The organism is Amycolatopsis sp. NPDC051758, assembly GCF_044453095.1.
Classification (GTDB): Bacteria; Actinomycetota; Actinomycetes; order Mycobacteriales; family Pseudonocardiaceae; genus Amycolatopsis.
In genome coordinates this window covers 578038-599756 of record NZ_JBITCJ010000005.1, presented here as the reverse complement: position 1 = coordinate 599756, position 21719 = coordinate 578038, and the positions used below count along the sequence as shown (strand labels likewise).

Genomic DNA, 21719 nt, shown 5'->3' with positions numbered 1-21719 from the left:
CGGCGAAGGGGAAGAGAACCGCATGCTGCGTGCCCTGTCCGGCCTGACCACCCGCGGCCGCTGCCTCCTGGCCGCGGGGATCGCGGCCGCGGTGTGCTCGTTCGTGCTCAACGAACGCGACCTGCTGCGCGTCGCGATCTTCGTGGTGGCGCTGCCGCTGCTGGTGGCCGTGTTCATCTCGGCGACCCGGCTGCGCATCGGCGCCACCCGCGCGCTGCGCCCCCAGCGGGTGGCGGTCGGCGGCAACGGTGAGGTCCAGCTGGAGCTGTGGCGCAGCGGCCGGCTGCCGGCCGGCGAGATCCTCCTCGAGGACGGCGTGCCGTACGCGCTGGGCTCGCGGCCGCGGTTCGTCGTCGAACGCCTCCCCCACGACCGCCGCGTCGCGCTGCGCTACCCGCTGCAGCCGGTGCTGCGCGGGATCCAGCAGGTCGGGCCGCTGCGCGCGACCATCACCGACCCGTTCGGGCTGTGCGAGTTCGAGCGTGAGCTGATCGGGCACTCGCGGCTGGTCGTCGTGCCCCGGGTGGTCCCGCTGTGGGGCCTGCCGAGCGGCGCCGGCATCGGCGTCGGCGACGACGGCACGGTCCGGCTGCACGCCGGGCAGGGTGAGGCCGACGTGATCGTCCGGCAGTACCGCCAGGGTGACGACCTGCGGAAGGTGCACTGGCGCTCGACCGCCCGCCGCGACGAGATCATGGTGCGCGTCGAAGAACGGCCGTGGCGCGGCGGCACCACCGTGCTGCTCGACCACCGCGCCGCCGCGCACCACGGCTCCGGCCCGGCCGCCAGCCTGGAGTGGGCGGTGTCCTTCGCCGGGTCGGCCGCGCTGCACCTGCGCCGGTCCGGGCACCGCGTCCGGCTGGTCAGCGAGCACGGCGCCACGCTCGCCGACACCCCCGGCGACGGCGGTGACCACTACGACCACGTCGTGCTCGACGCGCTGGCCGCGCTGCAGCCCGCCCACCAGCGCGACATCACGCTGGCGAGCGACCCGGCCGAGGGCCAGGAGCTGATCGCCGTGCTCGGCACGGTCAGCACCGAGGCCGTGCACGAGCTCACCCAGTTCCGCCCGCGCGGCATCCGCAGCCTCGCCGTCCTGCTCGACACGCCCACGTGGTCGGCCGGGGTGAGCGCACCCGAGCAGCGGGCCGCCGCCACCGAGGATTCCGCCGCACTGCTGCGCGCGGCCGGCTGGGGCGTGGTGATCGCCGGGCCCGGCTCACCGATGCCCCAAGTCTGGGCCGAGCTGTGCCGCAGCGGCGCCCGCCGCGGCACGCTGATCGGCGGTCTGCGATGAGCACGCACTCTGGGCTCCGCCCCGCGATGAGCACCGCCGACCTCTCGGCCCCGGTCGGCGACAGGCGGACGGACACGACCACCCGTGCGGGGCACCGCACCGCAATGAGCACCGCCGACACCCAGGCCCCGGTCGGCGACAGGCGGATGGACACGACCACCCGCACCTCCCACCACCACACATCGCGGCTCGCGACGAGCCCGTTCCCCACCCCGGCCCCGATCGGCGGTACCCGATGAGCACCGCCGCCCCGCCGCGCCCGTCCGCGAGCCCGCCGCGGCGCCCGGCCTCCCAGCACCCGCTTTCGGCCTGGCGCGGCAGTCTCCTCGCGCCGGCCGCCGCAGGGATCGCGACGCTCTGCGCCGCGACGTCGGTCACCAGCGTCGTCTCCGGCCTCGCCTGGTTCGGCTACCTGTTCGTCGCGGTCCTGCTGATCGCCGCGACCGGCCTGGCGCTGCGCTCGCTGCAGGTGCCGACCGTGCTGGTCGGCCTCGGCCAGCTGCTCGTCCTGCTCTTCCTGATCACCGGCGCCTTCACCACGCACGGGATCCTGCAGGTCATCCCAGGTCCGGAAGCCTTCGGCGAGATCGGGAACACGCTCTCCTCCGCCGCCGAGCAGATCCGCGTCGGGCTGCCGCCGGTCGAGGGCAGCCAGCCCATCCTCTGCCTGGTCACCATCCTGATCGGCCTGGTCGCCGTCCTGGTCGACACGCTGACGGTCGCCGCCGCGGCGCCCGCCGCGACCGGGCTCGTGCTGCTCTGCGTCTACGCCGTGCCCGCCGCGTTGAGCGAGGAAATGCTGCCGTGGTGGACGTTCCTGCTCGGCGGCGCGGCCTTCGCCGGCCTGCTGGCCGTCGACGGCAACCACCGCCACCAGCGCTGGCGGACCCGTGAGGCACCCGGGCGCAGCGGCAAGCCGGGAGTCCTGTCGGCGCCGGTCGCGGTGGTCGCCGCGGCGATCGTGCTCGGCCTGTTCGGCGGGGCGATCACCTGGGTCGGCACGGTCGGGCGGATCCCGTTCGGCGCCGGCGGGGACGGCCCCGGCGCGGGCTCCGGCGGGTTCGGCATCCAGCCGTTCACCGAGCTGCGCGGCATGCTCGACCAGGGGTCCAACCGCGAGCTGTTCAAGGTCCGCGGCCTCGGCACCGACCGGCGGCTGCTGCGCGCGATGACGCTGGACACCTACTACCCCAACAAGGGCTGGGGCCTGCACGACGAAGGCCGTTCGCAGCAGGGTGTCCCGGTCGGGCCGCAGCTGCCGCCCGCGCCGGGTGACGACGGCAGCGGCTCCGCCCGCCGGATCGACATCGAGCCGACGAGCTGGCGCGACAACTGGCTGCCGGTCTACGGCGCGCCGCGGGTGATCGACGGCGCGACCAACGGTTACCTCTACGACCAGGTCAGCGGCACGGTCTTCACCACGCGCAGCGAGACACCGCCGGTCTACGTCGAATACGCGTCGCTGAAGGAGCCGACCGCGCCGGAGCTTCGCGTGACGTCGCGGGTCGACGACCTGCCCCCGCGCTACACCCAGATCGACCGCGTCGACGACCGCGTCCGCGCGAAGACGCAGCAGCTGGTCGGCGGCGCGTCCAACGACTTCGACCGGGCCTCGGCGATCTGGCGGTACTTCACCGCGCAGAACGGCTTCGTCTACGACACCAGGACCGCGCCGGCGAACGACGCCGACGCGCTCGCCGACTTCATCCTCAACGGCAAGCGCGGCTTCTGCGAGCAGTTCGCGTCGGCGATGGCGGTGATGCTGCGGGTGGCGGGCATCCCGTCGCGGGTGGCGATCGGGTTCACCCCCGGCAACCAGGTCAACGACTACCTGTCGATCAGCACGCAGGACGCTCACGCGTGGGTCGAGGCGTACTTCGGCGACAAGGGCTGGGTGACGTTCGACCCGACCCCGCTGTCCGACGGTCGCGGCATCACCCCGTCCTACCTGCAGGCCGGCACGGCGGCCGGCCAGACCCCGGACGACACCCAGATCGCGCCGAGCACGGTCCAGTCGAGCGCCGCGCCGACCGGTGCGCCGCGCGACACCGAGCAGAACACGGCGCAGCAGGGCCCGACGGAAGCGACCGGCAGCGACGACTGGCTCACCACCCTGGCGATCACGCTGGCGCTGCTGGGCCTGGTGGCGCTGATCGTCGCGATGGTCCTGCGCCGGTTGCTCGGCGGGCGGAACGGGCGCCGGGCACCACCGCCGGAGCACGAAAGCCTGCCGGCCGCCGAGGATCGCAGTGAGGGTTCGCTGCTCGTGCGCGCTCCCGCGCCGGTGGCGGCGCCGTCGAAGGTCCAGGCGGTGCTCGGCTGGCTGCCGTTGCTGGCGGTCGGGTTCTGGATCGCCGCACTCGGCTTCCTCGCGGCGACCGTGGCCTGGTGGCTCGGCCTCATCGTGGTGATCCTGCTGCTCCTGGTCGCCGGTCCGGCGATGGCCCGCGAGGTTGTCCGGCGACGGCGGCTGCAGCGCATCGACCAGCACCAGCCCGGCGCGGCCGACGCGGCGTGGGCGGAGCTGCGCGCCGAGTGCGCGGACCGGAACCTGCCCATCCCGACCAGCGACACGGTCCGGGTGGCGGGGCAGAAGCTGGCCGCGAAGCACCACCTCGACGACGAAGGACGCGACGGCTTGCGCACGGTCATCGGCGTGCTGGAGCGGTCCTGGTACGGCGAGGACGACGCGTCCCGGCCCGAGCTGTCCCCGGCCTTCGAAGGGGTGCGCCGCAGCCTGCGCCGCAACGCGCCGCTCTCCTGGAAGGGCCGGCTGTTCCCCCGCTCGGTCTTCCGCAACCGCGACTGACCGGCCACGCCCGTGTCCCCCGGGGCATCACGCGTGCGCCGAGAGGCATCACGCGTGATCAGGGAGGCATCACGCGTGATCCGGCGGGCATCGTCGTGATGCCCCGCCAATCACGCGTGTTGCCCCTTCGATCACGAGTGATGCCCGTCCGGACACACGTGCTGCCCCGCTGATCACGGGATCTCCGGTCGGGCGGGTCACCCGGGTGGGCGTCACCCGCTGTCACCGCGGCCGGCAAACCTCCGCCGGGGCTTTTGAGCACACAAGAAGATCCGCGTCCCACCCGGTCGGCGGGACGCGGATCTTGTGGTCTTACGGCGCTACTGCTCTTCGAAGCGCTGGCGGAAGCGCTCCTCCATCCGCTGGGTGAACGAGCTCCGCCGGCCCGGCTGCTTGCCGCCCTTCGGTCCCGATCCACCGCCCTTGCCGTCCGTTTCGGCGCCGTGCCGAATCGATGTGACGGCCAACATGACCCCGAAGAACATCACGAGGAACCCGAGCACGCTGATCAGCGGGATGTCGGCCACCCGGAACTGCGGCACCACCACGCCCAGCACCAGCAGGGCCACGCCCACTACGAACAGGGCGATGCCCTGGATACGCCGTCGGCGAGCGGGGCGACGCAACCGGGTGCCACGCACCGTGGATGCGAACTTGGGGTCCTCGGCATAGAGCTCGCGCTCGATTTGATCGAGCAGCCGCTGCTCATGCTCGGAGAGTGGCATCTTTCCTCCTCCGGCACAGCTGTCGCGGGCGCCGGGCCGCGCAACGTCCTGGACCCAACAGCCAACCCCAGGCGGGGTGGCACTGTCCAGGATACGAGGCCCGCGCCCGGACGACTACCCGATCCCGCATCCAGTAGGGATCGAATTGGGCTAATTCCCGCCCGGACGGGGTTGCGGACCGTCACCGCCGCCGGTTCAGGGCTCCCGCGGCGCCAGCAACGAGGCCGGCCGGACCGCCGCGGACCCGAACTTCGACCGCGCGACGTCGGCCGCGACCTCGGCGTCCCGCCAGCGCGGCGCCGGCGAGTCGAACACCAGCTGCTCCCCCGCCTCGCCGGTGTCCAGGCCCTCGACCCGGACGCCGATCAGCCGGACGGCCCCGGTCGGCGCGTGCTCGGTGAGCAACGCCACGGCCACGGCGTGGATCTCGCGGGCGACGTCGGTGGCCGAAACGAGCGTGCGGGCCCGGGTGATCGTCCGGAAGTCCGCGAAGCGCACCTTGATCGAGACGGTCCGGCCGCGCACGCCCCGGCCCCGCAGGGTGGCGCCGACCCGCTCGGCCAGCCGCAGCAGCTCCAGCCCCAGCTCGGCGCGGTCGTGCCGGTCGACGTCGAAGGTGTGCTCGGCCCCGATCGACTTCTCCGGGGAGTCGATGACCACCGACCGCTCGTCGACGCCGTGCGCGAGCCGGTACAGGTGCTCGCCGACGGCCGTGCCCAGCGACTTCTTCAGCCGCTCGGGCGGGAACGCCGCGACGTCGGCGATGGTGTCCAGGCCGAGCCGGCGCAGCTGTTCTTCGGTCCGCGCGCCGACGCCCCACAGCGCGGACACCGGCAGCGGGTGCAGGAACGCCAGCGTCTCCGCCGCGGGCACGACGACCACGCCATCGGGTTTTGCCATGCCCGACGCCAGCTTCGCGACGAACTTGACCCGCGCGACGCCGACCGAGCAGGTGATCCCGTGCTCGGCCGCGACCCGCGAGCGGATCCGGGCCGCCAGCGCCGCCGGCGTCGCGCCCAGGCGCCGCAGCGCCCCGCTGACGTCCAGGAAGGCTTCGTCGAGGCTGAGCGGCTCGACCAGCGGCGTGAGCTCCCGGAAGATGCCCATCACGCCGCGGGAGACCTCGCCGTAGAGCCCGGACGTCGGCGGGATGTTGATCAGGTGCGGGCACAGCCGCTTCGCCGTCGAGAACGGCATCGCCGAGCGCACCCCGAACTTGCGCGCCGGGTAGTTCGCGGCGGCCACGACGGCCCGCGGCCCGCCGCCGGACACGACGACCGGCACGTCCGCCAGCTCGGGCCGGGTACGCAGCTCGACCGACACGAAGAACGCGTCCATGTCGACGTGCAGCAGCCCGCACCCGGTGTCGTCCGGCGGGGGCTCCCCCGGCCGGACGCGGAACCGGCGCAGCCCGCCCGGCAGTTCAGCATTTCGCCCCACGACGAGGACGCTACCGGCCGGGTCCGACAGTTTTTCAACCGCGGAGTCGGAAAGCGGAGTGGAGAAGCGGAGCGATCAGGCCGGGCGCCGGCCGAGGGCGTGCAGCCGGCCCGCGACGTCCCGCAGGGCCGGCGTAGCCGCCGCCAAGCGCTCGAACTCCGCCAGCTCGTCGTCCCGGACGTCGCCGGTGACCAGGTCGGCGATCACGCGGTCGCCCTGCAGCAGCGTCACCTCGAGGCCCGCGGCCACCAGCTGCTCACGCAGGCCTTCGGCGTCGAACCGGCGCAGCACCGTGTCACCGAGGATGACCCCGTTCACACTTTCGAGCAGCTTCCGGGCCTCGCCGACCCGGCCCGCCAGGGCACGCTGCAGCACCGCCGCGTGGCGGTTCGCGACCAGCACCGACACCGCGCCGCCCGGCGCGACCGCCGTCGCCAGCGCGGTGAGCACCGCGGCCGGGTCGTCGACGATCTCCAGCAGCCCGTGCGCCAGCACCAGGTCGGCCGAGCCGGCCTCGACGTGCCGGCCGAGCGCGTCGGAGTCGTCCGCGACCACCGTGATCAGCTCGGCGACGCCCTCTTCCTCGGCGCGGCGCTGCAGCGTCGCCAGCGCGTTCGGGCTGGGCTCGACGACGGTCACCCGGCAGCCCGCCGCCGCGAACGGCACCGCCCAGCCGCCGCTGCCGCCACCCACGTCGACGACGCGGGGGTGCTCGGCGCCCCGGGCGCGGGCGGCCTTCAGCTCGGCCTCGAGCACCCGGCGGACGGCGCCCGAACCCCGGGCGGCCACGGTCTCCGTCTTCATGCCGGACAGGGTAGTGCCCGCCCCGCGCCACCTCCCCGGCTCCTCCCTTCGAGTGAACGCACCCGGCCGGACCAGTCCGGACGCCGACCGCGTGACCTTGCCGGGCGGCACCCCTCGCCCGCACCCGTAGGCTGGTCACCGTGCACACGGTCGCCGTACTCAGCCTCAAGGGAGGCGTCGGCAAGACGACGGTCGCTCTCGGTATCGCGTCCGCCGCCTTGCGTAGGGGCACCCGGACGCTGGTGGTCGACCTCGACCCGCAGGGCAACGCCACCACCTCGCTCGACCCGCCCTACACCGACGCCACCCTCGCGGACGTGCTCGAGACCCCCACCCGGGAGATGCTGGAGCGCGCGATCGCGCCGAGCGTCTGGAGCGAGGACGTCGACGTGCTCGTCGGCGCCGAAGAGCTGGAGCTGCTCAACGATCCCGACGCCAGCAGCGAACGGCTGGCGAACTTCTCCCGCGCGCTGGACGAGCTGCACCGCGAGCCGCTGCGCGAAACGCCGTACGAGCTGGTCGTCCTCGACTGCCCGCCGTCGCTGGGCCGGCTGACGAAGTCGGCGCTGGTCGCCGCGGACGGCGCGCTGATCGTGACCGAGCCGACGATCTACGCCGTCGCCGGCGCGAACCGGGCCCTGGAAGCGATCGAGAAGATCCGCAAGGAGCTCAACCCGGACCTGCGCCCGATCGGCGTCCTGGTGAACAAGCTGCGCGTGCGCTCCTACGAGCACCAGTTCCGGATCGCCGAGCTGCGCGACAACTTCGGCTCGCTGGTGATGCCCACGGCGATCACCGACCGGCTGGCCGTGCAGCAGGCCCAGGGCGCGTGCAGCCCGATTCACGAGTGGCACTCGCCGGGCGCCCAGGAGATCGCGCTGACGTTCAACATGGTGCTGGCGAAGATCCTGCGCTCCAACCGCGCCGGCCGGCACCGCGTCCACGGCGAGGAGCCGGAGGGCCCGGACTGGCCCGAGGGCCCGGCGCCGGAGACCCCCGAGGCCCCGGCCGAGGTGTCCGAATCCGCGGGGTGAGCCGTGCCCGAAGGTGACACCGTCTACCTCGTCGGGAAGCGCTTCGACCGGGCCTTGGCCGGAAAGACCTTGCTGCGCGGCGAGTTCCGGGTGCCACAACTGGCCACTGTGGACCTCGCCGGGCGTGACGTGCTCGGCGTCGGAACGGTCGGCAAGCACCTGTTCACGCGCTTCTCCGGCGACCTGACCCTGCATTCGCACCTGATGATGGACGGCATGTGGGACGTCTACGCGGCCGGCGCGAAGTGGCGCCGGCCCGGTCACCACGCCCGCGTGGTCCTCACCGCGGCCGACGTCCAGGTGATCGGCTTCCGCGTCCACGACCTCAGGCTCGTGCCCACGCCGAAGGAACACGACCTCGTCGCGCACCTCGGCCCGGACCTGCTGGATCCACTGTGGACGGACGAGCACGCGGCCCGGGCGACCGCGGCACTGGCCGCCGATCCCGCGCGAGAACTGGGCATCGCGCTGCTCGACCAGCGTGTCATGGCGGGTGTCGGGAACCTCTACAAGTGCGAGATCGCCTTCCTGCTCGGCGTCACCCCGTGGACGCCGGTGTCCGAAGTGGACGCCGGGGCCACCGTCGCGCTCGCCCGGAAGCTGATCCTGGCCAACGCCGCCGCCGGGCGCTTCGACCAGAGCACGACCGGCCACCTCGACCGCAACCGGAAGAACTGGGTCTACGAGCGCACCCGGCAGGGCTGCTTCCGCTGCGGCGGCCGCACCCTGGTGCGCACCCAGGGCCACGACGTCCAGCGGCGGCCGACTTGGTTCTGCCCGAAATGCCAGCACGGCCCGGCGCCCGCGAGCTAGGCTGAGGCCGTGACGTCGTTCAAGCTCCCGCTCTACGGGACCGACACCGAACGCGGCGACCTGGCTCCCTGAGCCGCGCGCGTCCGAAGTCCGTCACCCACACTTTTCCCCAGGGAGCTCAGTCATGCCCGGAATCCTGACCGGGCAGGCCTTGCGCGCCTTCGCGCACGCCCTGCCCAAGGTCGAACTGCACGTCCACCTGGTCGGCTCGGCGAGCCTGCCGACCGTCCTGGAGCTGGCCCGGCGCCGCCCGGCCGCCGGTGTCCCCACCGACGAGCGCGAGCTCGCCGAGTTCTTCACCTTCCGCGACTTCGCCCACTTCCTCACCGTCTACCTCGCGGTCACCTCGCTCGTGCGCGACCGCCACGACATCCACACCTTGGTGACCGGCCTGGCCACGGATCTCGCCGCGCACAACTGCCGCTACGCCGAAGTCACCGTGACGCCGTACAACCACCTGCTCGACGGTGTGCCCGGCGACGACCTGCTGGCCGGGCTCGAAACCGGCCGGGCGCGCGCGGCCGAACTGGGCGTGGAACTGGCCTGGTGTTTCGACATTCCCGGCGAAAAGGGCACCAAGGCCGGCCAGGAGACCCTCGTGTTCGCGCTGCGCGAACGCCCCGAAGGGCTGGTGTCCTTCGGGCTCGCCGGACCGGAGCTCGGGGTCGGGCGGGCGCAGTTCGAGCCGTTCTTCACGCGGGCGCGGGAAGCCGGGCTGCACAGCGTCCCGCACGCCGGCGAGACCACTGGCCCGGCCACGATCTGGTCCGCGCTGCACGACCTCGGGGCCGAGCGGATCGGCCACGGCACCAGCTGCGCCGCCGACCCGGCACTGCTGGAACACCTTGCGGCCCACCGGATCCCGCTCGAAGTGTGCCCGACGTCGAACGTGCGGACGGGCCAGGTCCCGAGCATCGCCGCGCACCCGGTGCGGCGCATGCTCGACCACGGCGTCGTGGTCACCCTCAGCACCGACGACCCGCCGATGTTCGGCGCCACCCTCACCGGCGAGTACGTCGCCGTCGCCGAAGCGCTGGGGCTCACCGCGGCCGAACTCGCGCGGCTGGCGGAGAACGCCGTCGACGCGTCCTTCCTCGGTGAAGCCCGGAAAGCCGCGCTACGACGTGAGATAAGTGAAATGACGTTGCCGGACACCGGGATCTTCGCCTAGCGTGGCAGTACACAAGAGAGGAGGTGGTCCTAAGTTGTATTCCAACAGGACTTGTGAGGTGGCTGTCCGCTAGCGGATGGCACGTGGAGGACTTTGAGCAGCGTTACAGCTGAGCCACCTTCGGCTCATCGCCTGCTCCACGTGATGCCTGATAGCGAATACCAGGCAGTCACCGTGCCCCCGGGGTTTCCGAGCACCAGTCCGGCTCGGGCTCAAGCGTTTGACGGCGCTTGAGAGACACCCCGGGGGTTCCTTAATGCGCTCATTTGTGCAGGTCACGCCGTCCGCCGACGCCGGACGACCGCCCGGCGATCCGAGCACGGGACGGACGAAACACATTGCCCCGATCTGTCCCCCGGACGGCTGAAGGTCGCTAGCCTGGAAGCATGCTCAGGCCCGACTACCCGGTCACCACGGCTCGGCTGCTCCTGCGCCCGTTCACGCCCGACGACCTCGACGCGCTGAACTCCTTCCAGTCTCGCGCCGACGTCGCCCGCTACCTGTACTGGGGCCCGCGCAGCCGCGCCGAATCGGCCGCGGCGCTGGCGAAACGGGTACACAGCTCGACGTTGACGAAGGAAGGGCAGTTCCTGGCCGTCGCGGTCGAGCTGGCCGCGACGGGGCAGCTGATCGGCGACCTGAACCTCGAATGGCTCAGCAGCGAACACCGGCAGGGCGAGATCGGGTTCGTCTTCCACCCGGACCACCACGGCAAGGGCCTGGCCGCCGAGGCGACCACGGAACTGCTGCGGCTGGGCTTCGAAGACCTGGGGCTGCACCGCATCGTCGGCCGGTGCGACGGCCGGAACACCGCGTCCGCCGCGCTGATGGAACGCCTCGGGATGCGCGAGGAAGCGCACCTGAAGGAGAACGAGATCGTCAAGGGCGAGTGGACCGACGAGCTGGTCTACGCGATGCTCGAAGACGAGTGGAAGGACCTCCAGGCCACCCGCGCGTAGTGGCGCCCTTCACGCGGGAGTGACGCTCCGGTCGCGCGTTCCGGGCGATTTGGCAGCATGGGGGCGTGTTCTTCGACAAGATCGTCCGCCCGGCGCTGTACCGGCTGTCCTACCACGACCCCGAGCTGGTGCACGAGCGCACGATCGGCGTGCTGTCCCGGCTCGGCAAGGTCGCGCCCGCCCTGGGCGGCGCCTTCCGCGTCGACGACCCGGTGACGCTGCTGGGCCTGCGGTTCCCCAACCGCGTCGGCCTCGCCGCCGGGATGGACAAGAACGGCCGCGCGCTGCCCGCGTGGGCCGCGCTGGGCTTCGGCTTCGTCGAGGTCGGCACGGTGACGCGGCTGGCGCAGCCGGGCAACCCGAAGCCGCGGCTGTTCAGCCTCCCCGCGAGCGACGCGGTGATCAACCGCATGGGCTTCAACAACAACGGCGCCGAGGCGCTCGCGGCCAAGCTGGCCCGCGACGGCAAACCCGGCGTCCCGCTGGGGATCAGCATCGGCAAGTCGAAGGTCACGCCGCTCGAAGAAGCCGTCGATGACTACCGGTTCTCGCTGCGCGCGCTGTACCCGTACGCCGATTACTTCGCGGTCAACGTCAGCTCCCCCAACACGCCGGGGCTGCGGCAGCTGCAGGACCGCGGCGCGCTCGCCGAGCTGCTCGGCGAGCTGCGTTCGACGTCTGTCGAGCTCGCCGGCGGGGCCGCGCCGACGCCGGTGCTGGTGAAGGTCGCGCCGGACCTGACCGACGACGCGCTGGCCGAACTCCTGGAGGTCGCGCTCGAGCACGGCGTCGCCGGGATCATCGCCACGAACACCACGCTTTCCCGCGACGGCATCGTGCCCGCGGAAAGCAGCCTGGCCGGACAGGCGGGAGGACTGTCCGGCCGGCCGCTGACCACCCGCGCGGCCGAGGTCGTGCGGTTCGTGCACGACCACACCGGCGGGAACCTGCCGATCATCGGTGTCGGCGGGGTGCTGGGCCCGGACGACGCCGTCCGCCTGGTGGACGCCGGGGCGTCGCTCGTGCAGCTCTACACCGGGTTCGCGCTGCACGGGCCGGGCCTGGTGCGCCGGGTCAGCCGGGGCCTCGCAGCCCGGCGGTAGAGGTGAACCGCACGTAACCGCGCCAGGATTCGTAGCGGTCCAGACCAGTCCCGGCCGCGGTGGGCTCACACCGCACCGCCCAGGGCCGGGAGCCGTCGTCCAGCTCGACGCGGTCCAGCACGAACGGCGCCTTGAGCGTGGCGGCGAAGCGGTCGAACGCGGCCGGGGACAGCCGCCAGCACTCGCCGTCGAGCGTGGCGCCCTCGGCGGCGTCCAGCACGCCCGGCTGCGGCGGTTCGGTGTCCAGGAGCACCATCCGGTAGCGCTCGGTGGTCCGGACCGGTGCGGTGAACCGGGCGCCGAGGCCGGTGAGCTCGGTGTTGAGGGGCTGGCCGCGCAGGTGTGCGCCGAACACGACGACGTCTTCGCCCGGTTCCGGGTAGGGCGTCATGGGTTCGTCGGTGCAGACGGTCGCCAGGTCGAGGCCGATCTGGTCCTCGAACGCCCGCGTCAGGAAGGTGACGCCGAACGGGCGCGAGTCGCCCGGCAGCACCGGAACGGTGACCGCGGCGACGTCCAGGAGGTTCGCGAACGCCGTGCCGGCGGCCAGGCGGTGGCCCACCCCGGCCGGGTCGGCCAGGGCCTCGGCGAGGTCCGGGTGGTCCGGCACGGTGGGCAGGAGGAGGGCGTCGAAGCCTTCCGGCACCTCAGCCGGGTCGGCGACTGGCTCGACGACCGCGCCTGTCGCCGTCAGGCGCTTTACCGTGCTCTCGAACGCGATGCGGGCGGCGTCACCCAGGGACAGCTCGGCCGGGACGGCGATCCGCGGGTGCTCACCGGCGCCGAGCCGGACGTCGGCGGGCCAGGTGCGGGTCGCGGAAAGACCGTCCGGTCCGGTCATCAGGGCGAGCGCCCGCCGGCCGGCGACCAGGCCGGTCGTGTAGACGGAGACGGGTTCGGCGGCGCGGACGCCGGTCATCGGCAGCAGGCCGCGGGTCGGCTTCAGCGCGACGACCGCGTTCAGGGCCGCCGGGACGGCGCCGGCGGTGCTCAGCGCCAGGTCGACGATGCCCAGCGCGACGGCGACCGCCGCACCGCGGCCGCCGGTCTTCGTCCGGTCCCAGGCCGAGGCCACCGGGGCGGGGCCGGTCTTGCCGAGCACCACGGCGCCGGCGGCGGTGAGCCGGGCGACCACCGTGGCGCTGGTTTCCGGGACCGAACGGCCGGACGGCTGCCCGGCGACGTCGATCAGGTCCGGCACGGCGAGGACGGTGCCCGCCAGCGGCAGGTCCTCCCCCGCCTTGACCCGCTCGTCGACGGCCTTGGCGTCGACGAGGACGTCCTCGACGGCACGCAGGGTGGACCAGAGTTCGGGACGGCCGGCGGCGGTGATGCGTTCGAAGGCCGCGATGACGCGCTCGGAGGCGGTGGGCGGGGTGGTGGGGACGGGAGCCGGGTCCGGCGGGAGCGTGTTCACGGGGCGTCCTTTCCTCGGCGGTCGAGAAAGTCCACTGTGTACGGTCGGCGCCGGCGAACCTCAAAGCACGGCGGGCCTCCCGGCGAGTGACACCTCTGCATGCATGACAGAAACGTTAGGTCGTCGACGTTTCCGTAGCGATCTGTTTCCGATTACGCGCATGTTTCGGCACCAAGAGGTGAACAGGGCGCGACGCCGGGGTGAAACGCACGATCACGCACGCCGGGTGACGAAGGGCCGGACGGCCCGGATCCGGCACCCGATCGGCCGAGTTTCAAATCCGAACGGCCCAAGACAGCCCGAATTCGCGTGATGGCGCCCGGATCTCGCGTGACTGGGCCCGGAACTCGCGTGAGGGAAGCCGTAACTCGCGAGTTCCGGCCCGGATCACGCGAGTCACGGGTCTGCTCACGCCGGTTACGGCTCGGATCACGCGAGTTTCCGGCCCGGGTCACGGCCGACACGTGTGATTGGACGGTCGGTTCACGTACCCGGACGGTCGGCTCGCGTACCCGGACGGTCGGTTCGCGTGCCTAAGTGGACCACACGCGTGCCTGGACGGACGACACGGTCAGGAGAGTTCGCGCAGGGCCATGGCCAGGCCGGCCAGGCGGTCCGTCGCGTCGGTGAGGGCCTGTTTGGACGTGACCAGGCCGTCGCTGGAGGCGGCGACCGTGTGGCCGGCCGCGGCGACCAGGCCGCGGTAACCCTCGAGGCCGTCGTCGAGCTGTTCGCGGAGCTTGCCGACCGCCGCGTCCAGGGCCGCCTGCTCGCGGGCGGGCGCGGAGTTGCGGCCGCGTTCGATCGCCTGGATGCGGGCCGCCAGGCCGCGCAGTGCGGCGGCGGCTTCGACCGCGGTCTGCCGGGCGTCCTCGACGGACACTCCGGACACCGGCGTGGTCCCCACCGAAGAAGGCACCGAGAGCTGACGCAGCAGCTCGCTCAGCGAGGCTTCGCACTCGGTGAGCCGTTCCATCGGCTCGCGCGCGGCCGACCCGGCGGGCGGCAGCGGCGGTGGCCCGGCCGGTGCGGCCGGGATCGGGGTGCGCTTGAGTTCACGCAGTTTGAGGCCGCTCCGGACGCTGAACGTGCCGAACACGACGGCTCCGGCGAACGCCATGATCGCCTGCGGCATCATCGCGGCACCGGTGGCGCTCATCCAGCCCAGCCCGGCGGCCACGGTGAGCACGCCGCACAAGATGGTCAGCAGGAGCCACAACGTCATCGCGCGCGACGTCCGGCGCTTGCGGCGTTCGAGCTTCGCCGCGGGTTCGTTCCAGCGGGTCCACTTGGCCCGCGCCTCGGCGAAGGCCGGCACCTGGTTCGCCATCGACGACAGCGTGGTCGTCATGTCCGGCCGCCGCACGGGCGGCCGCTGCAGCGGGTTCGGGCGCGGCCGCTGCGGAGCAGACGGGGGTGCGGGCTTCCCGCCGGCCTGGTCGGCCGGCGGGAAGTACTTCTGCACCTTCTGGAGCTTTTCCTGGGCGCGCACGGCGTAGTCGGGCAGCTTCTCGATGTGCTTCTCCAGCTTCGCACTGAACTCGCTGAAGTCGCGTCGCCTGCCCTGCTGCCCCATGCTCGCCCCCTTCGAACTCCGTGGCCCGCGTGTCAGGCCGGGTTCTTGCCCTGCTCGGCCTGCACGCGCGCCTGGATCTCGCGCTGGATGTCGGCCGAGCTGCTCGCCGGCTTCTGAGCCGCCGCCGCGCCGCCGCCGTCGGTCACCTGGGCGACCGAGTCACCGCGCATCGACGCCCGGATCTGCTCCAGCCGCGACTGCCCGGCGAACTGCGTGGTGGAGGCCTGGACCTCCATCATCCGCCCCTGGACCGAGTTCTGGGCGAGCTCCGCCTGCCCCAGCGCCGTGGTGTAGCGCTTCTCGATCTTGTCGCGGACCTCTTCCAGCGACGGCGTGTTGCCCGGCGCCGCCAGCTGGCTCATCTGGTTCAGCGAAGCGGAGACCTGCTCCTGCATCTTCGCCTGCTCCAGCTGCGAGAGCAGCTTGGTGCGCTCGGCCAGCTTCTGCTGCAGCATCTGCGAGTTGCGCTCCACGGCCTTCTTCGCCTGGGCCGCGGCCTGCAGCGACTGGTCGTGCAGCGTCTTCAGGTCTTCGATGTTCTGCTCGGCCGTGACGAGCTGCGTCGCGAAGCTCTCCGCGGCGGTCTCGAACTCGGTCGCCTTCTGCTCGTCACCCTTCGAGCGGGCTTCGTCCGCGAGGACGAGGGCCTGCCGGGTGGACGCCTGCAGCTTTTCGACGTCGCCGAGCTGCCGGTTGAGCTTCATCTCCAGCTGCCGCTGGTTGCCGATCACGGAGGCGGCCTGCTGCGTCAGCGCCTGGTGGTTGCGCTGCGCCTCCTCGATGGCCTGCTGGATCTGTACCTTCGGGTCGGCGTGCTCGTCGATCTTCGACGAGAACGCCGCCATCATGTACTTCCAGAACTTCACGAACGGGTTGGCCATCTCCTCCGCCTGCCTTCTTGCGTCCCACGGGCCTGAGTACCTCGGGGTGGGGCGTCGCTCCCCTGCACATGCAACGCACCGACCCCGGCGTTGGGTTCCATCGTGTCAGGTCGGCCACGTCCATTCCAGGCGACCCCGGGGGATTTCAGGGTTCGTCCCTGATCACCCCGGTATCCCCACGCGAACGGCCCCGGGCGAGTTGCCCGGGGCCGTCGTCGTGTCCGATCCGTTACTACGCGCCTCTACGCGGCGATGGTCGAGGCCAGCTTCGGCTGCCCGATCGTCGTGCGCAGGGTCGTGTTCATCCGTGGCGCCGGGGAAACCCGCAGGTCGGCGAGGTCGTTGCCGATCAGCCCGGACATCAGGCGGCCGCCTTCGATGCCGGCCGCCGAGGCCTTCGCACCGTGGTCGGGCACCTTCTCCCGGGGCGCGCCTTCCACGATCCGCTCGTCGACCGGTGCGACCTCGACGTTGTCGAGGGCCGAAACGTCCGCCGCCACTTTGTGCAGCAGTTCGCCGAGCGGAAGGTCCAAGGCCTGGCAGATGGACGCGAGCAGCTCGCTCGACGCCTCCTTCTGGCCCCGTTCCACCTCCGAGAGGTAGCCGAGGCTGACCCTGGCGGCGCGGGAGATGTCGCGCAGCGTACGACGCTGGTTGGTGCGGGCATGACGGAGCCGATCACCGATCGCCTCACGCAACAGCACGGTCATCACGCGCCTCCCTTCCGTACAAGTACCCCCTACGTTACCCAGAGCGGCCCCCCGGGCGCAGGAGTTGGTGTCCCCGTACGCCAAGGGCGAACGCCCGATTCAGGCCAGATGTTCCCCGAGCAGGGCAAACGCCGCTCGGACCGATCCGGTCCTGATCAAGTCACGATCACCGCTCAAGGCCAGCGTACGGACTGTGCGTGTTCCCGGCCCCGCCAGACCGACGTGCACCGTGCCCGGCTCGATCCCGTCCTGGCCCGACGGCCCGGCCACCCCGGTGAGCCCGAGGCCCCAGGTGGCGCCGCACCGGTCGCGGGCGCCCTCGGCCAGCTGGACGGCGACCTCCGGGTGGACGGCGCCGTGCTCGGCCAGCAGGCCCGCGTCGACCCCGGCCAGCCGGTGCTTCAGCTCGGTGGCGTAGACGACGAGGCCGCCGCGCAGCACCGCGCTCGCCCCCGGCACCCGCGCCAGCGTGGCGCAGACCAGCCCCGCGGTCAGCGACTCGGCGGCCGCGACGGTCTCGCCGCGCGCGACCAGGGCCTCGACCAGGGCCCGCTCGTCCACGTTCAGCTCCCGGTGACGCGGCGCCCGGCCGCGCGCAACCGGATCGCCCGGATCAGGTAGTCGACGCCGGTGACCACGGTCAGCACCAGGGCCAGGCCCATCAGCGCCCAGCGGACCGGGTCGGCGCCGGCGGGCAGCGGCAGCAGGTAGGCGGTGATCGCGGCGATCTGGGCCATGGTCTTGGCCTTGCCACCGCGGCTGGCCGGGATCACACCGTGGCGGATCACCCAGAACCGCAGCAGCGTGACGCCGATCTCGCGGACGGCGATGACGATCGTGACCCACCAGCCGAGCTCGCCCAGGATGCTCAGCCCGACCAGCGCGGCGCCGGTCAGCGCCTTGTCCGCGATCGGGTCGGCGATCTTGCCGAAGTCGGTGATCAGGCCGTACTTGCGGGCCACCCAGCCGTCCAGCTGGTCGGTGGCCGAGGCGATGGCGAACAGCCCGGTCGCGATCGCGCGCCAGGTGGTGTCGTGGCCGTCGCCGACGAACAGTGCGGCGACGAAGAGCGGCACCAGCACCAGCCGCGACAGCGTCAGCAGGTTCGCGACGTTGAGTGTGGGGACCGGCGTGGCCTCCGGGACCTGGGCGGGGGCGACGCTCTCGTGACCCGTGCCTTCGTCGGCGTCGCTGGGGAGCGCACTCACCGGTCGGCGTCCGGCACCGCGCGCACGACCAGGTCGACGCCCGCCGAATCCACGACCTCGCACCGCAGGAAGTCACCGACCTCGGTCTTCTCCGGCGCGTCGAGGATGACGCACTCGCCGTCGACCTCGGGGGCCTGGTGCGCGGCGCGCCCGGTGAGCTCGCCGTCGTCGTCCAGCTCGACCAGGACGTCGACGAAGGTGCCGATCCGGTCCTCGGCGCGCTGCGCGGTCAGCTCCTCGACCAGCGCGGAGATCCGCGTGACGCGCTTCGTGACCTCGTCGGCGTCGAGCTTGCCGTCGAAGGTCTCGGCCTCGGTGCCGTCCTCGTCGGAGTAGCCGAAGACGCCGACCGCGTCGAGCCGGGCTCCGGTGAGGAAGCGCTCCAGCTCGGCCAGGTCGTGCTCGGTCTCGCCGGGGAAGCCGACGATCACGTTGGTGCGGATGCCGGCCTCGGGCGCGTACTCGCGGATCTGCTCGGTCAGCGCCAGGAACGAGTCGGTCGAGCCGAACCGGCGCATGCGGCGCAGCACCTGCTCGCTGGAGTGCTGGAACGACAGGTCGAAGTACTCGGCGACACCCGGCGTGGTCGCGATGGCCTTGACCAGCTGCGGGCGCGTCTCGGCCGGCTGCAGGTACGAGACGCGGACGCGTTCGATGCCGTCGATCTCCGCCAGCCGCGGCAGCAGCCGCTCCAGCGCGGTGGCGCCGTCGCGGCCGAAGTCCTTGCCGTAGGACGTCGAGTTCTCGCTGACCAGGAACAGCTCCTTGACGCCGTGCTCGGCCAGCCACATCGCCTCGGCGACGATCTCGTCCGGCTGCCGCGAGACGAAGGAGCCGCGGAACGACGGGATCGCGCAGAACGAGCAGCGCCGGTCGCAGCCGGAGGCGATCTTCAGCGCGGCCACCGGCGAGTCGTCGAGGCGCGTGCGCAGCACCCGCGGGCCCCAGCCGTGCTGCGCGTGGCCCGGGACCTCGACGCTCTCGGCCGCGGCGGGCCGCTGGACCGGGCTGATCGGCAGCAGCTTCCGGCGGTCGCCCGGCGTGTGCGAAGCGACCTTGCGGCCGGCGACGACGTCGTCGAGGCGGTCCGACAGCTCCGCGTAGTGGTCGAAGCCGAGGACGGCGTCCGCCTCGGGAAGACTGTCGGCCAGCTCGTGGCCGTAGCGCTCGGCCATGCAGCCGACCGCGACGACCTTCTTGCCCGTGTCGGAGGCCGCCAGCAGCGTGTCGACGGAGTCCTTCTTGGCCGACTCGACGAAGCCGCAGGTGTTGACCACCACGACGTCGGAGTCCTCCGGATCGGCCGCCAGCTCCCAGCCGCCGGCCGCCAGCCGGCCCGCCAGCTCCTCCGAGTCGACCTCGTTGCGGGCGCAGCCCAGGGTCAGCAGGGAGACGCGTCGGGTGGCGGCAGGGTCCGTGGTGGGAGAAGGCACGACGTTGAGGGTAGCCGCCGGGCCCCGGCGGGCCGACGACGGCGTAGCCCGGTCGTGTCGCCGCGCGCGCCGGGCGATGTGGCAGTGTTGACGATCGTGCCGTCCGACTCGCCCCGCCCGACCGTCCGCCGCGCGCGGATCGCCGACGTCCGCAAGGTCAAGGATCTCGTCGACTCGGACGCCGGCCGCGTCCTGCTGGAGAAGGACCTGGTCACGCTGTACGAGGCGGTCCAGGAGTTCTGGGTGGCCGAGACCGCGGGCGAGGTCGTCGGCGCGGCCGCGCTGCACGTGCTCTGGGAGGACATCGCCGAGCTGCGCACCGTCGTGGTCGACAAGGCCGTCCGCGGCCAGGGGGTCGGGCGCCTGCTGGTCGCCCGGTTGGTCGACGAAGCGCGTGAGCTCGGTCTCAGGCGGCTCTTCGTGCTGACGTTCGAGACGAGCTTCTTCGCCGGGCACGGCTTCGTGGAGATCGACGGCGCCCCGGTGTCGCACGAGGTCTTCGAGGAGATGCGGCGCTCGCACGACACCGGTGTCGCGGAGTTCCTCGACCTGCCCTACGTCAAGCCCAACACCCTGGGCAACTCGCGGATGCTGCTCGAGCTCTGACCCCGGTGTCAACCCCGGTCACCTGAGCGATTCACGCGCAATGCCCCAATTCTGAGAGAAATTTTCCGAAAACCTTCTTTCGGGCGGTGACGCACGCCACCCGAAGGCCGAAGCTGAGCGGGCACTCGTCCACTTGATCGGCAAGGGAACACAACGATGCGCACGACACTGCGGAACCTGGGGGCCACCGTGGCGGTGGCCGTTTCTGTCGGCGGAGGCGTCCTGATGGGCGCCGGCACCGCGGCGGCCGTCGACATTCCGACGGTCACCGACCAGTACCTCTTCTCCACCTCCCTGTCCGGGTTCGAATCGATCCGGAACCAGGCGCCGTACGCCGGCCAGCTCGACTGGTCGTCGGACGGCTGCTCGTGGTCGCCGGACACCCCGTTCGGCTGGCAGTTCCTGCCCGGCTGCCACCGGCACGACTTCGGCTACCGCAACTACAAGAAGCAGGGCCGGTTCAGCGAAGCGAACCGCCTGAAGATCGACGACAACCTCTACTCGGACCTGAAGAGCGTCTGCGGGTCCAACGTGGCGTGCAAGGGCGCGGCCTGGACGTACTACCAGGCGGTCCGCAAGTTCGGCGGCTGAGCCGCTCCCCTGGCCCGGGCTGTCCCGGTCCGGGCCAGGATGGGGGCATGGAGATCGATCACCTGCTCAGCACGACCCGCGCCGTGCGGCGCAAGCTCGACCTCGACCGGCCGGTCGAGCCGGCGGTTCTCGAGGCGTGCCTGAACCTGGCACTGCAGGCCCCGACACCCGGCAACGCTCAGGCGTGGCGCTGGCTCGTGGTGCGCGACCAGGGCGTGAAGGAGCGGCTCGGCGCGCTGTTCCGCGAAGTCGGCGAGGCCTACCTGGCCGGGAAGGCCGCCGAGGCCGAGCCCCGGGCGTTGGCGTCCGGGCGGCACCTGATCGACGTCATCGAGCGCGTGCCCGTGTTCGTCATCCCGTGTCTGAAGGGCCGTCCGAGCGGGGAGAACGCGACGGACGCGGCTTTCTACGGCGGGATCTTCCCCGCGGTCTGGAACTTCCAGCTGGCGCTGCGTTCCCGCGGCCTGGGCTCGACGCTCACGACCTACCACCTGTCCCGCGAGGCGGAGGCGGCGGAGATCCTCGGCGTCCCGGACGGCTACACGCAGGTCGGCCTGCTCCCGGTGGCGTACACGACGGTGCCCGACTTCAAGCCGGCCGCGCGCATCCCGCTGTCCGAGGTGGCCTACCTGGACCACTGGGGCGCGCCGCTCAGCTGACCTTCACCGTCGCCTGCTGACCGTCTTCGCTGACCGACACCAGCTCGATCCGGCTGGCGGCGAAGGTGGTGGCCTGAGGGCCGGTGCGCGGGCCGCTGTGCAGCTCGGCCGTGGTGCTCTCGCCGCGGCCGGGCTCGCTCAGCAGGAACGCCAGGGTGGCCTCGCCCTGCCAGATGCAGGTCATGTTCGGACGGCACCGCGAGTCGTTCACCAGGCGCGTGTACCGGACGCTCAGGTCCTTACCCTGCACAGCGGCCTCCTGGCCGACGCGCAGGGTGACGTCTCCCGCGGGAGTGGTGCTCACGGTCGACGGCGCCGACGGACGGCCGGGCAAGGCGGGAGCGCCCTGCCCGGCGGCGACCGAGCTCCCGGCGCCCACCGCGACGAGGGCGAGGGCGAACAGTCCGGCTGCGAATCGCTGCAGGTCCATGTGCTCAGGACGGAACGGACCCGCCGGCGGGTTGCATCCGGGCTGTCCGCCTT

The 21719-nt window shown here is 72.3% G+C and carries 22 protein-coding genes; 11 read left to right on the top strand and 11 right to left on the bottom strand.

Features of this window, described 5'->3' with window-relative positions; translation table 11 throughout:
* The first annotated feature begins 22 nt into the window (after nucleotides 1-22).
* From ACIA5G_RS26400 to ACIA5G_RS26390, 3 genes are read left to right on the top strand one after another with little or no spacing between them, the layout of a single operon-like run.
* Nucleotides 23-1297, top strand: a complete 1275-nt coding sequence (locus tag ACIA5G_RS26400) for a DUF58 domain-containing protein (protein WP_395927681.1) — start codon at nucleotides 23-25, stop codon at nucleotides 1295-1297.
* Complete coding sequence (locus ACIA5G_RS26395) at nucleotides 1294-1536, top strand: hypothetical protein (protein WP_395927679.1); 243 nt, start codon at nucleotides 1294-1296, stop codon at nucleotides 1534-1536. Before ACIA5G_RS26400 ends, ACIA5G_RS26395 begins: the two co-directional genes overlap by 4 nt.
* Nucleotides 1533-4106, top strand: coding sequence for a transglutaminaseTgpA domain-containing protein (locus tag ACIA5G_RS26390; RefSeq protein ID WP_395927677.1), 2574 nt, complete (start codon nucleotides 1533-1535; stop codon nucleotides 4104-4106). Before ACIA5G_RS26395 ends, ACIA5G_RS26390 begins: the two co-directional genes overlap by 4 nt.
* A 320-nt stretch (nucleotides 4107-4426) precedes the next feature.
* On the opposite strand, the gene ACIA5G_RS26385 is transcribed toward ACIA5G_RS26390, so the two are convergent.
* From ACIA5G_RS26385 to ACIA5G_RS26375, 3 genes are all read right to left on the bottom strand, one after another.
* Nucleotides 4427-4831 (bottom strand): DUF3040 domain-containing protein, encoded by a 405-nt coding sequence (locus ACIA5G_RS26385; protein ID WP_395927675.1) that lies wholly within the window; start codon nucleotides 4829-4831, stop codon nucleotides 4427-4429.
* Nucleotides 4832-5026: 195 nt separating this feature from the next.
* On the bottom strand, nucleotides 5027-6241 hold the full coding sequence (dinB, locus tag ACIA5G_RS26380) for a DNA polymerase IV (protein ID WP_395928020.1): 1215 nt from the start codon (nucleotides 6239-6241) through the stop codon (nucleotides 5027-5029).
* A 105-nt stretch (nucleotides 6242-6346) separates the two neighbouring features.
* Nucleotides 6347-7075, bottom strand: coding sequence for a methyltransferase domain-containing protein (locus tag ACIA5G_RS26375; protein ID WP_395927673.1), 729 nt, complete (start codon nucleotides 7073-7075; stop codon nucleotides 6347-6349).
* 140 nt (nucleotides 7076-7215) lie between these two features.
* Here ACIA5G_RS26375 and ACIA5G_RS26370 point away from each other — a divergent pair, with 140 nt between their 5' ends.
* From ACIA5G_RS26370 to ACIA5G_RS26350, 5 genes are all read left to right on the top strand, one after another.
* Nucleotides 7216-8109, top strand: coding sequence for a ParA family protein (locus ACIA5G_RS26370; protein ID WP_395927671.1), 894 nt, complete (start codon nucleotides 7216-7218; stop codon nucleotides 8107-8109).
* A 3-nt stretch (nucleotides 8110-8112) separates the two neighbouring features.
* Entirely contained in the window at nucleotides 8113-8922 is an 810-nt protein-coding gene (locus ACIA5G_RS26365) for a DNA-formamidopyrimidine glycosylase family protein (RefSeq protein WP_395927669.1), read from the top strand.
* 124 nt (nucleotides 8923-9046) lie between these two features.
* Nucleotides 9047-10093 carry an adenosine deaminase gene (gene add / locus ACIA5G_RS26360; protein WP_395927667.1) on the top strand — a complete coding sequence of 349 codons (1047 nt, stop codon included), beginning with the start codon at nucleotides 9047-9049 and terminating at the stop codon, nucleotides 10091-10093.
* A 386-nt stretch (nucleotides 10094-10479) separates the two neighbouring features.
* The gene (locus tag ACIA5G_RS26355; RefSeq protein WP_395927665.1) at nucleotides 10480-11052 is read left to right on the top strand and encodes a GNAT family N-acetyltransferase; all 573 of its coding nucleotides are present in this window, start codon (nucleotides 10480-10482) and stop codon (nucleotides 11050-11052) included.
* A gap of 65 nt (nucleotides 11053-11117) precedes the next feature.
* Nucleotides 11118-12155, top strand: coding sequence for a quinone-dependent dihydroorotate dehydrogenase (locus tag ACIA5G_RS26350; RefSeq protein WP_395927663.1), 1038 nt, complete (start codon nucleotides 11118-11120; stop codon nucleotides 12153-12155).
* On the opposite strand, the gene ACIA5G_RS26345 is transcribed toward ACIA5G_RS26350, so the two are convergent.
* From ACIA5G_RS26345 to rimO, 7 genes are all read right to left on the bottom strand, one after another.
* A complete protein-coding gene (locus ACIA5G_RS26345; protein ID WP_395927661.1) occupies nucleotides 12127-13572 on the bottom strand; it encodes an amidase family protein in 1446 nt (481 codons plus the stop codon). The two genes, ACIA5G_RS26350 and ACIA5G_RS26345, sit on opposite strands and share 29 nt — an antisense overlap.
* Nucleotides 13573-14143: 571 nt before the next feature.
* Nucleotides 14144-15148 carry a hypothetical protein gene (locus ACIA5G_RS26340; protein ID WP_395927659.1) on the bottom strand — a complete coding sequence of 335 codons (1005 nt, stop codon included), beginning with the start codon at nucleotides 15146-15148 and terminating at the stop codon, nucleotides 14144-14146.
* 32 nt (nucleotides 15149-15180) lie between these two features.
* Complete coding sequence (locus tag ACIA5G_RS26335; RefSeq protein ID WP_395927657.1) at nucleotides 15181-16029, bottom strand: PspA/IM30 family protein; 849 nt, start codon at nucleotides 16027-16029, stop codon at nucleotides 15181-15183.
* Nucleotides 16030-16271: 242 nt separating this feature from the next.
* Nucleotides 16272-16739, bottom strand: a complete 468-nt coding sequence (locus ACIA5G_RS26330) for a helix-turn-helix domain-containing protein (RefSeq protein ID WP_395927655.1) — start codon at nucleotides 16737-16739, stop codon at nucleotides 16272-16274.
* A 99-nt stretch (nucleotides 16740-16838) separates the two neighbouring features.
* Nucleotides 16839-17300 carry a CinA family protein gene (locus tag ACIA5G_RS26325; RefSeq protein ID WP_395927653.1) on the bottom strand — a complete coding sequence of 154 codons (462 nt, stop codon included), beginning with the start codon at nucleotides 17298-17300 and terminating at the stop codon, nucleotides 16839-16841.
* A gap of 2 nt (nucleotides 17301-17302) precedes the next feature.
* Nucleotides 17303-17947 carry a CDP-diacylglycerol--glycerol-3-phosphate 3-phosphatidyltransferase gene (gene pgsA, locus ACIA5G_RS26320; RefSeq protein ID WP_395927651.1) on the bottom strand — a complete coding sequence of 215 codons (645 nt, stop codon included), beginning with the start codon at nucleotides 17945-17947 and terminating at the stop codon, nucleotides 17303-17305.
* Nucleotides 17944-19380, bottom strand: coding sequence for a 30S ribosomal protein S12 methylthiotransferase RimO (gene rimO, locus ACIA5G_RS26315; protein WP_395927649.1), 1437 nt, complete (start codon nucleotides 19378-19380; stop codon nucleotides 17944-17946). Before rimO ends, pgsA begins: the two co-directional genes overlap by 4 nt.
* 87 nt (nucleotides 19381-19467) lie before the next feature.
* Between rimO and ACIA5G_RS26310 the strand changes: the two genes are divergently transcribed.
* From ACIA5G_RS26310 to ACIA5G_RS26300, 3 genes are all read left to right on the top strand, one after another.
* On the top strand, nucleotides 19468-19986 hold the full coding sequence (locus ACIA5G_RS26310; RefSeq protein WP_395927647.1) for an amino-acid N-acetyltransferase: 519 nt from the start codon (nucleotides 19468-19470) through the stop codon (nucleotides 19984-19986).
* Nucleotides 19987-20142: 156 nt separating this feature from the next.
* A complete protein-coding gene (locus ACIA5G_RS26305) occupies nucleotides 20143-20577 on the top strand; it encodes a phospholipase (protein ID WP_395927645.1) in 435 nt (144 codons plus the stop codon).
* Nucleotides 20578-20624: 47 nt separating this feature from the next.
* Entirely contained in the window at nucleotides 20625-21236 is a 612-nt protein-coding gene (locus ACIA5G_RS26300) for a nitroreductase family protein (protein WP_395927643.1), read from the top strand.
* On the opposite strand, the gene ACIA5G_RS26295 is transcribed toward ACIA5G_RS26300, so the two are convergent.
* Complete coding sequence (locus ACIA5G_RS26295; protein WP_395927641.1) at nucleotides 21229-21666, bottom strand: hypothetical protein; 438 nt, start codon at nucleotides 21664-21666, stop codon at nucleotides 21229-21231. The genes ACIA5G_RS26300 and ACIA5G_RS26295 overlap by 8 nt on opposite strands.
* Nucleotides 21667-21719 lie beyond the last annotated feature (53 nt).

Bases quoted from the DNA above. Each gene is read 5' to 3' on its own strand.
- ACIA5G_RS26295 (WP_395927641.1), bottom strand. From the start codon at position 21,666: ATGGACCTGCAGCGATTCGCAGCCGGACTGTTCGCCCTCGCCCTCGTC.
- ACIA5G_RS26385 (WP_395927675.1), bottom strand. From the start codon at position 4,831: ATGCCACTCTCCGAGCATGAGCAGCGGCTGCTCGATCAAATCGAGCGC.
- ACIA5G_RS26355 (WP_395927665.1), top strand. From the start codon at position 10,480: ATGCTCAGGCCCGACTACCCGGTCACCACGGCTCGGCTGCTCCTGCGC.
- ACIA5G_RS26395 (WP_395927679.1), top strand. From the start codon at position 1,294: ATGAGCACGCACTCTGGGCTCCGCCCCGCGATGAGCACCGCCGACCTC.
- ACIA5G_RS26400 (WP_395927681.1), top strand. From the start codon at position 23: ATGCTGCGTGCCCTGTCCGGCCTGACCACCCGCGGCCGCTGCCTCCTG.
- ACIA5G_RS26335 (WP_395927657.1), bottom strand. From the start codon at position 16,029: ATGGCCAACCCGTTCGTGAAGTTCTGGAAGTACATGATGGCGGCGTTC.
- ACIA5G_RS26340 (WP_395927659.1), bottom strand. From the start codon at position 15,148: ATGGGGCAGCAGGGCAGGCGACGCGACTTCAGCGAGTTCAGTGCGAAG.
- ACIA5G_RS26305 (WP_395927645.1), top strand. From the start codon at position 20,143: ATGCGCACGACACTGCGGAACCTGGGGGCCACCGTGGCGGTGGCCGTT.
- ACIA5G_RS26330 (WP_395927655.1), bottom strand. From the start codon at position 16,739: ATGACCGTGCTGTTGCGTGAGGCGATCGGTGATCGGCTCCGTCATGCC.
- add (WP_395927667.1), top strand. From the start codon at position 9,047: ATGCCCGGAATCCTGACCGGGCAGGCCTTGCGCGCCTTCGCGCACGCC.
- ACIA5G_RS26375 (WP_395927673.1), bottom strand. From the start codon at position 7,075: ATGAAGACGGAGACCGTGGCCGCCCGGGGTTCGGGCGCCGTCCGCCGG.
- ACIA5G_RS26390 (WP_395927677.1), top strand. From the start codon at position 1,533: ATGAGCACCGCCGCCCCGCCGCGCCCGTCCGCGAGCCCGCCGCGGCGC.
- ACIA5G_RS26300 (WP_395927643.1), top strand. From the start codon at position 20,625: ATGGAGATCGATCACCTGCTCAGCACGACCCGCGCCGTGCGGCGCAAG.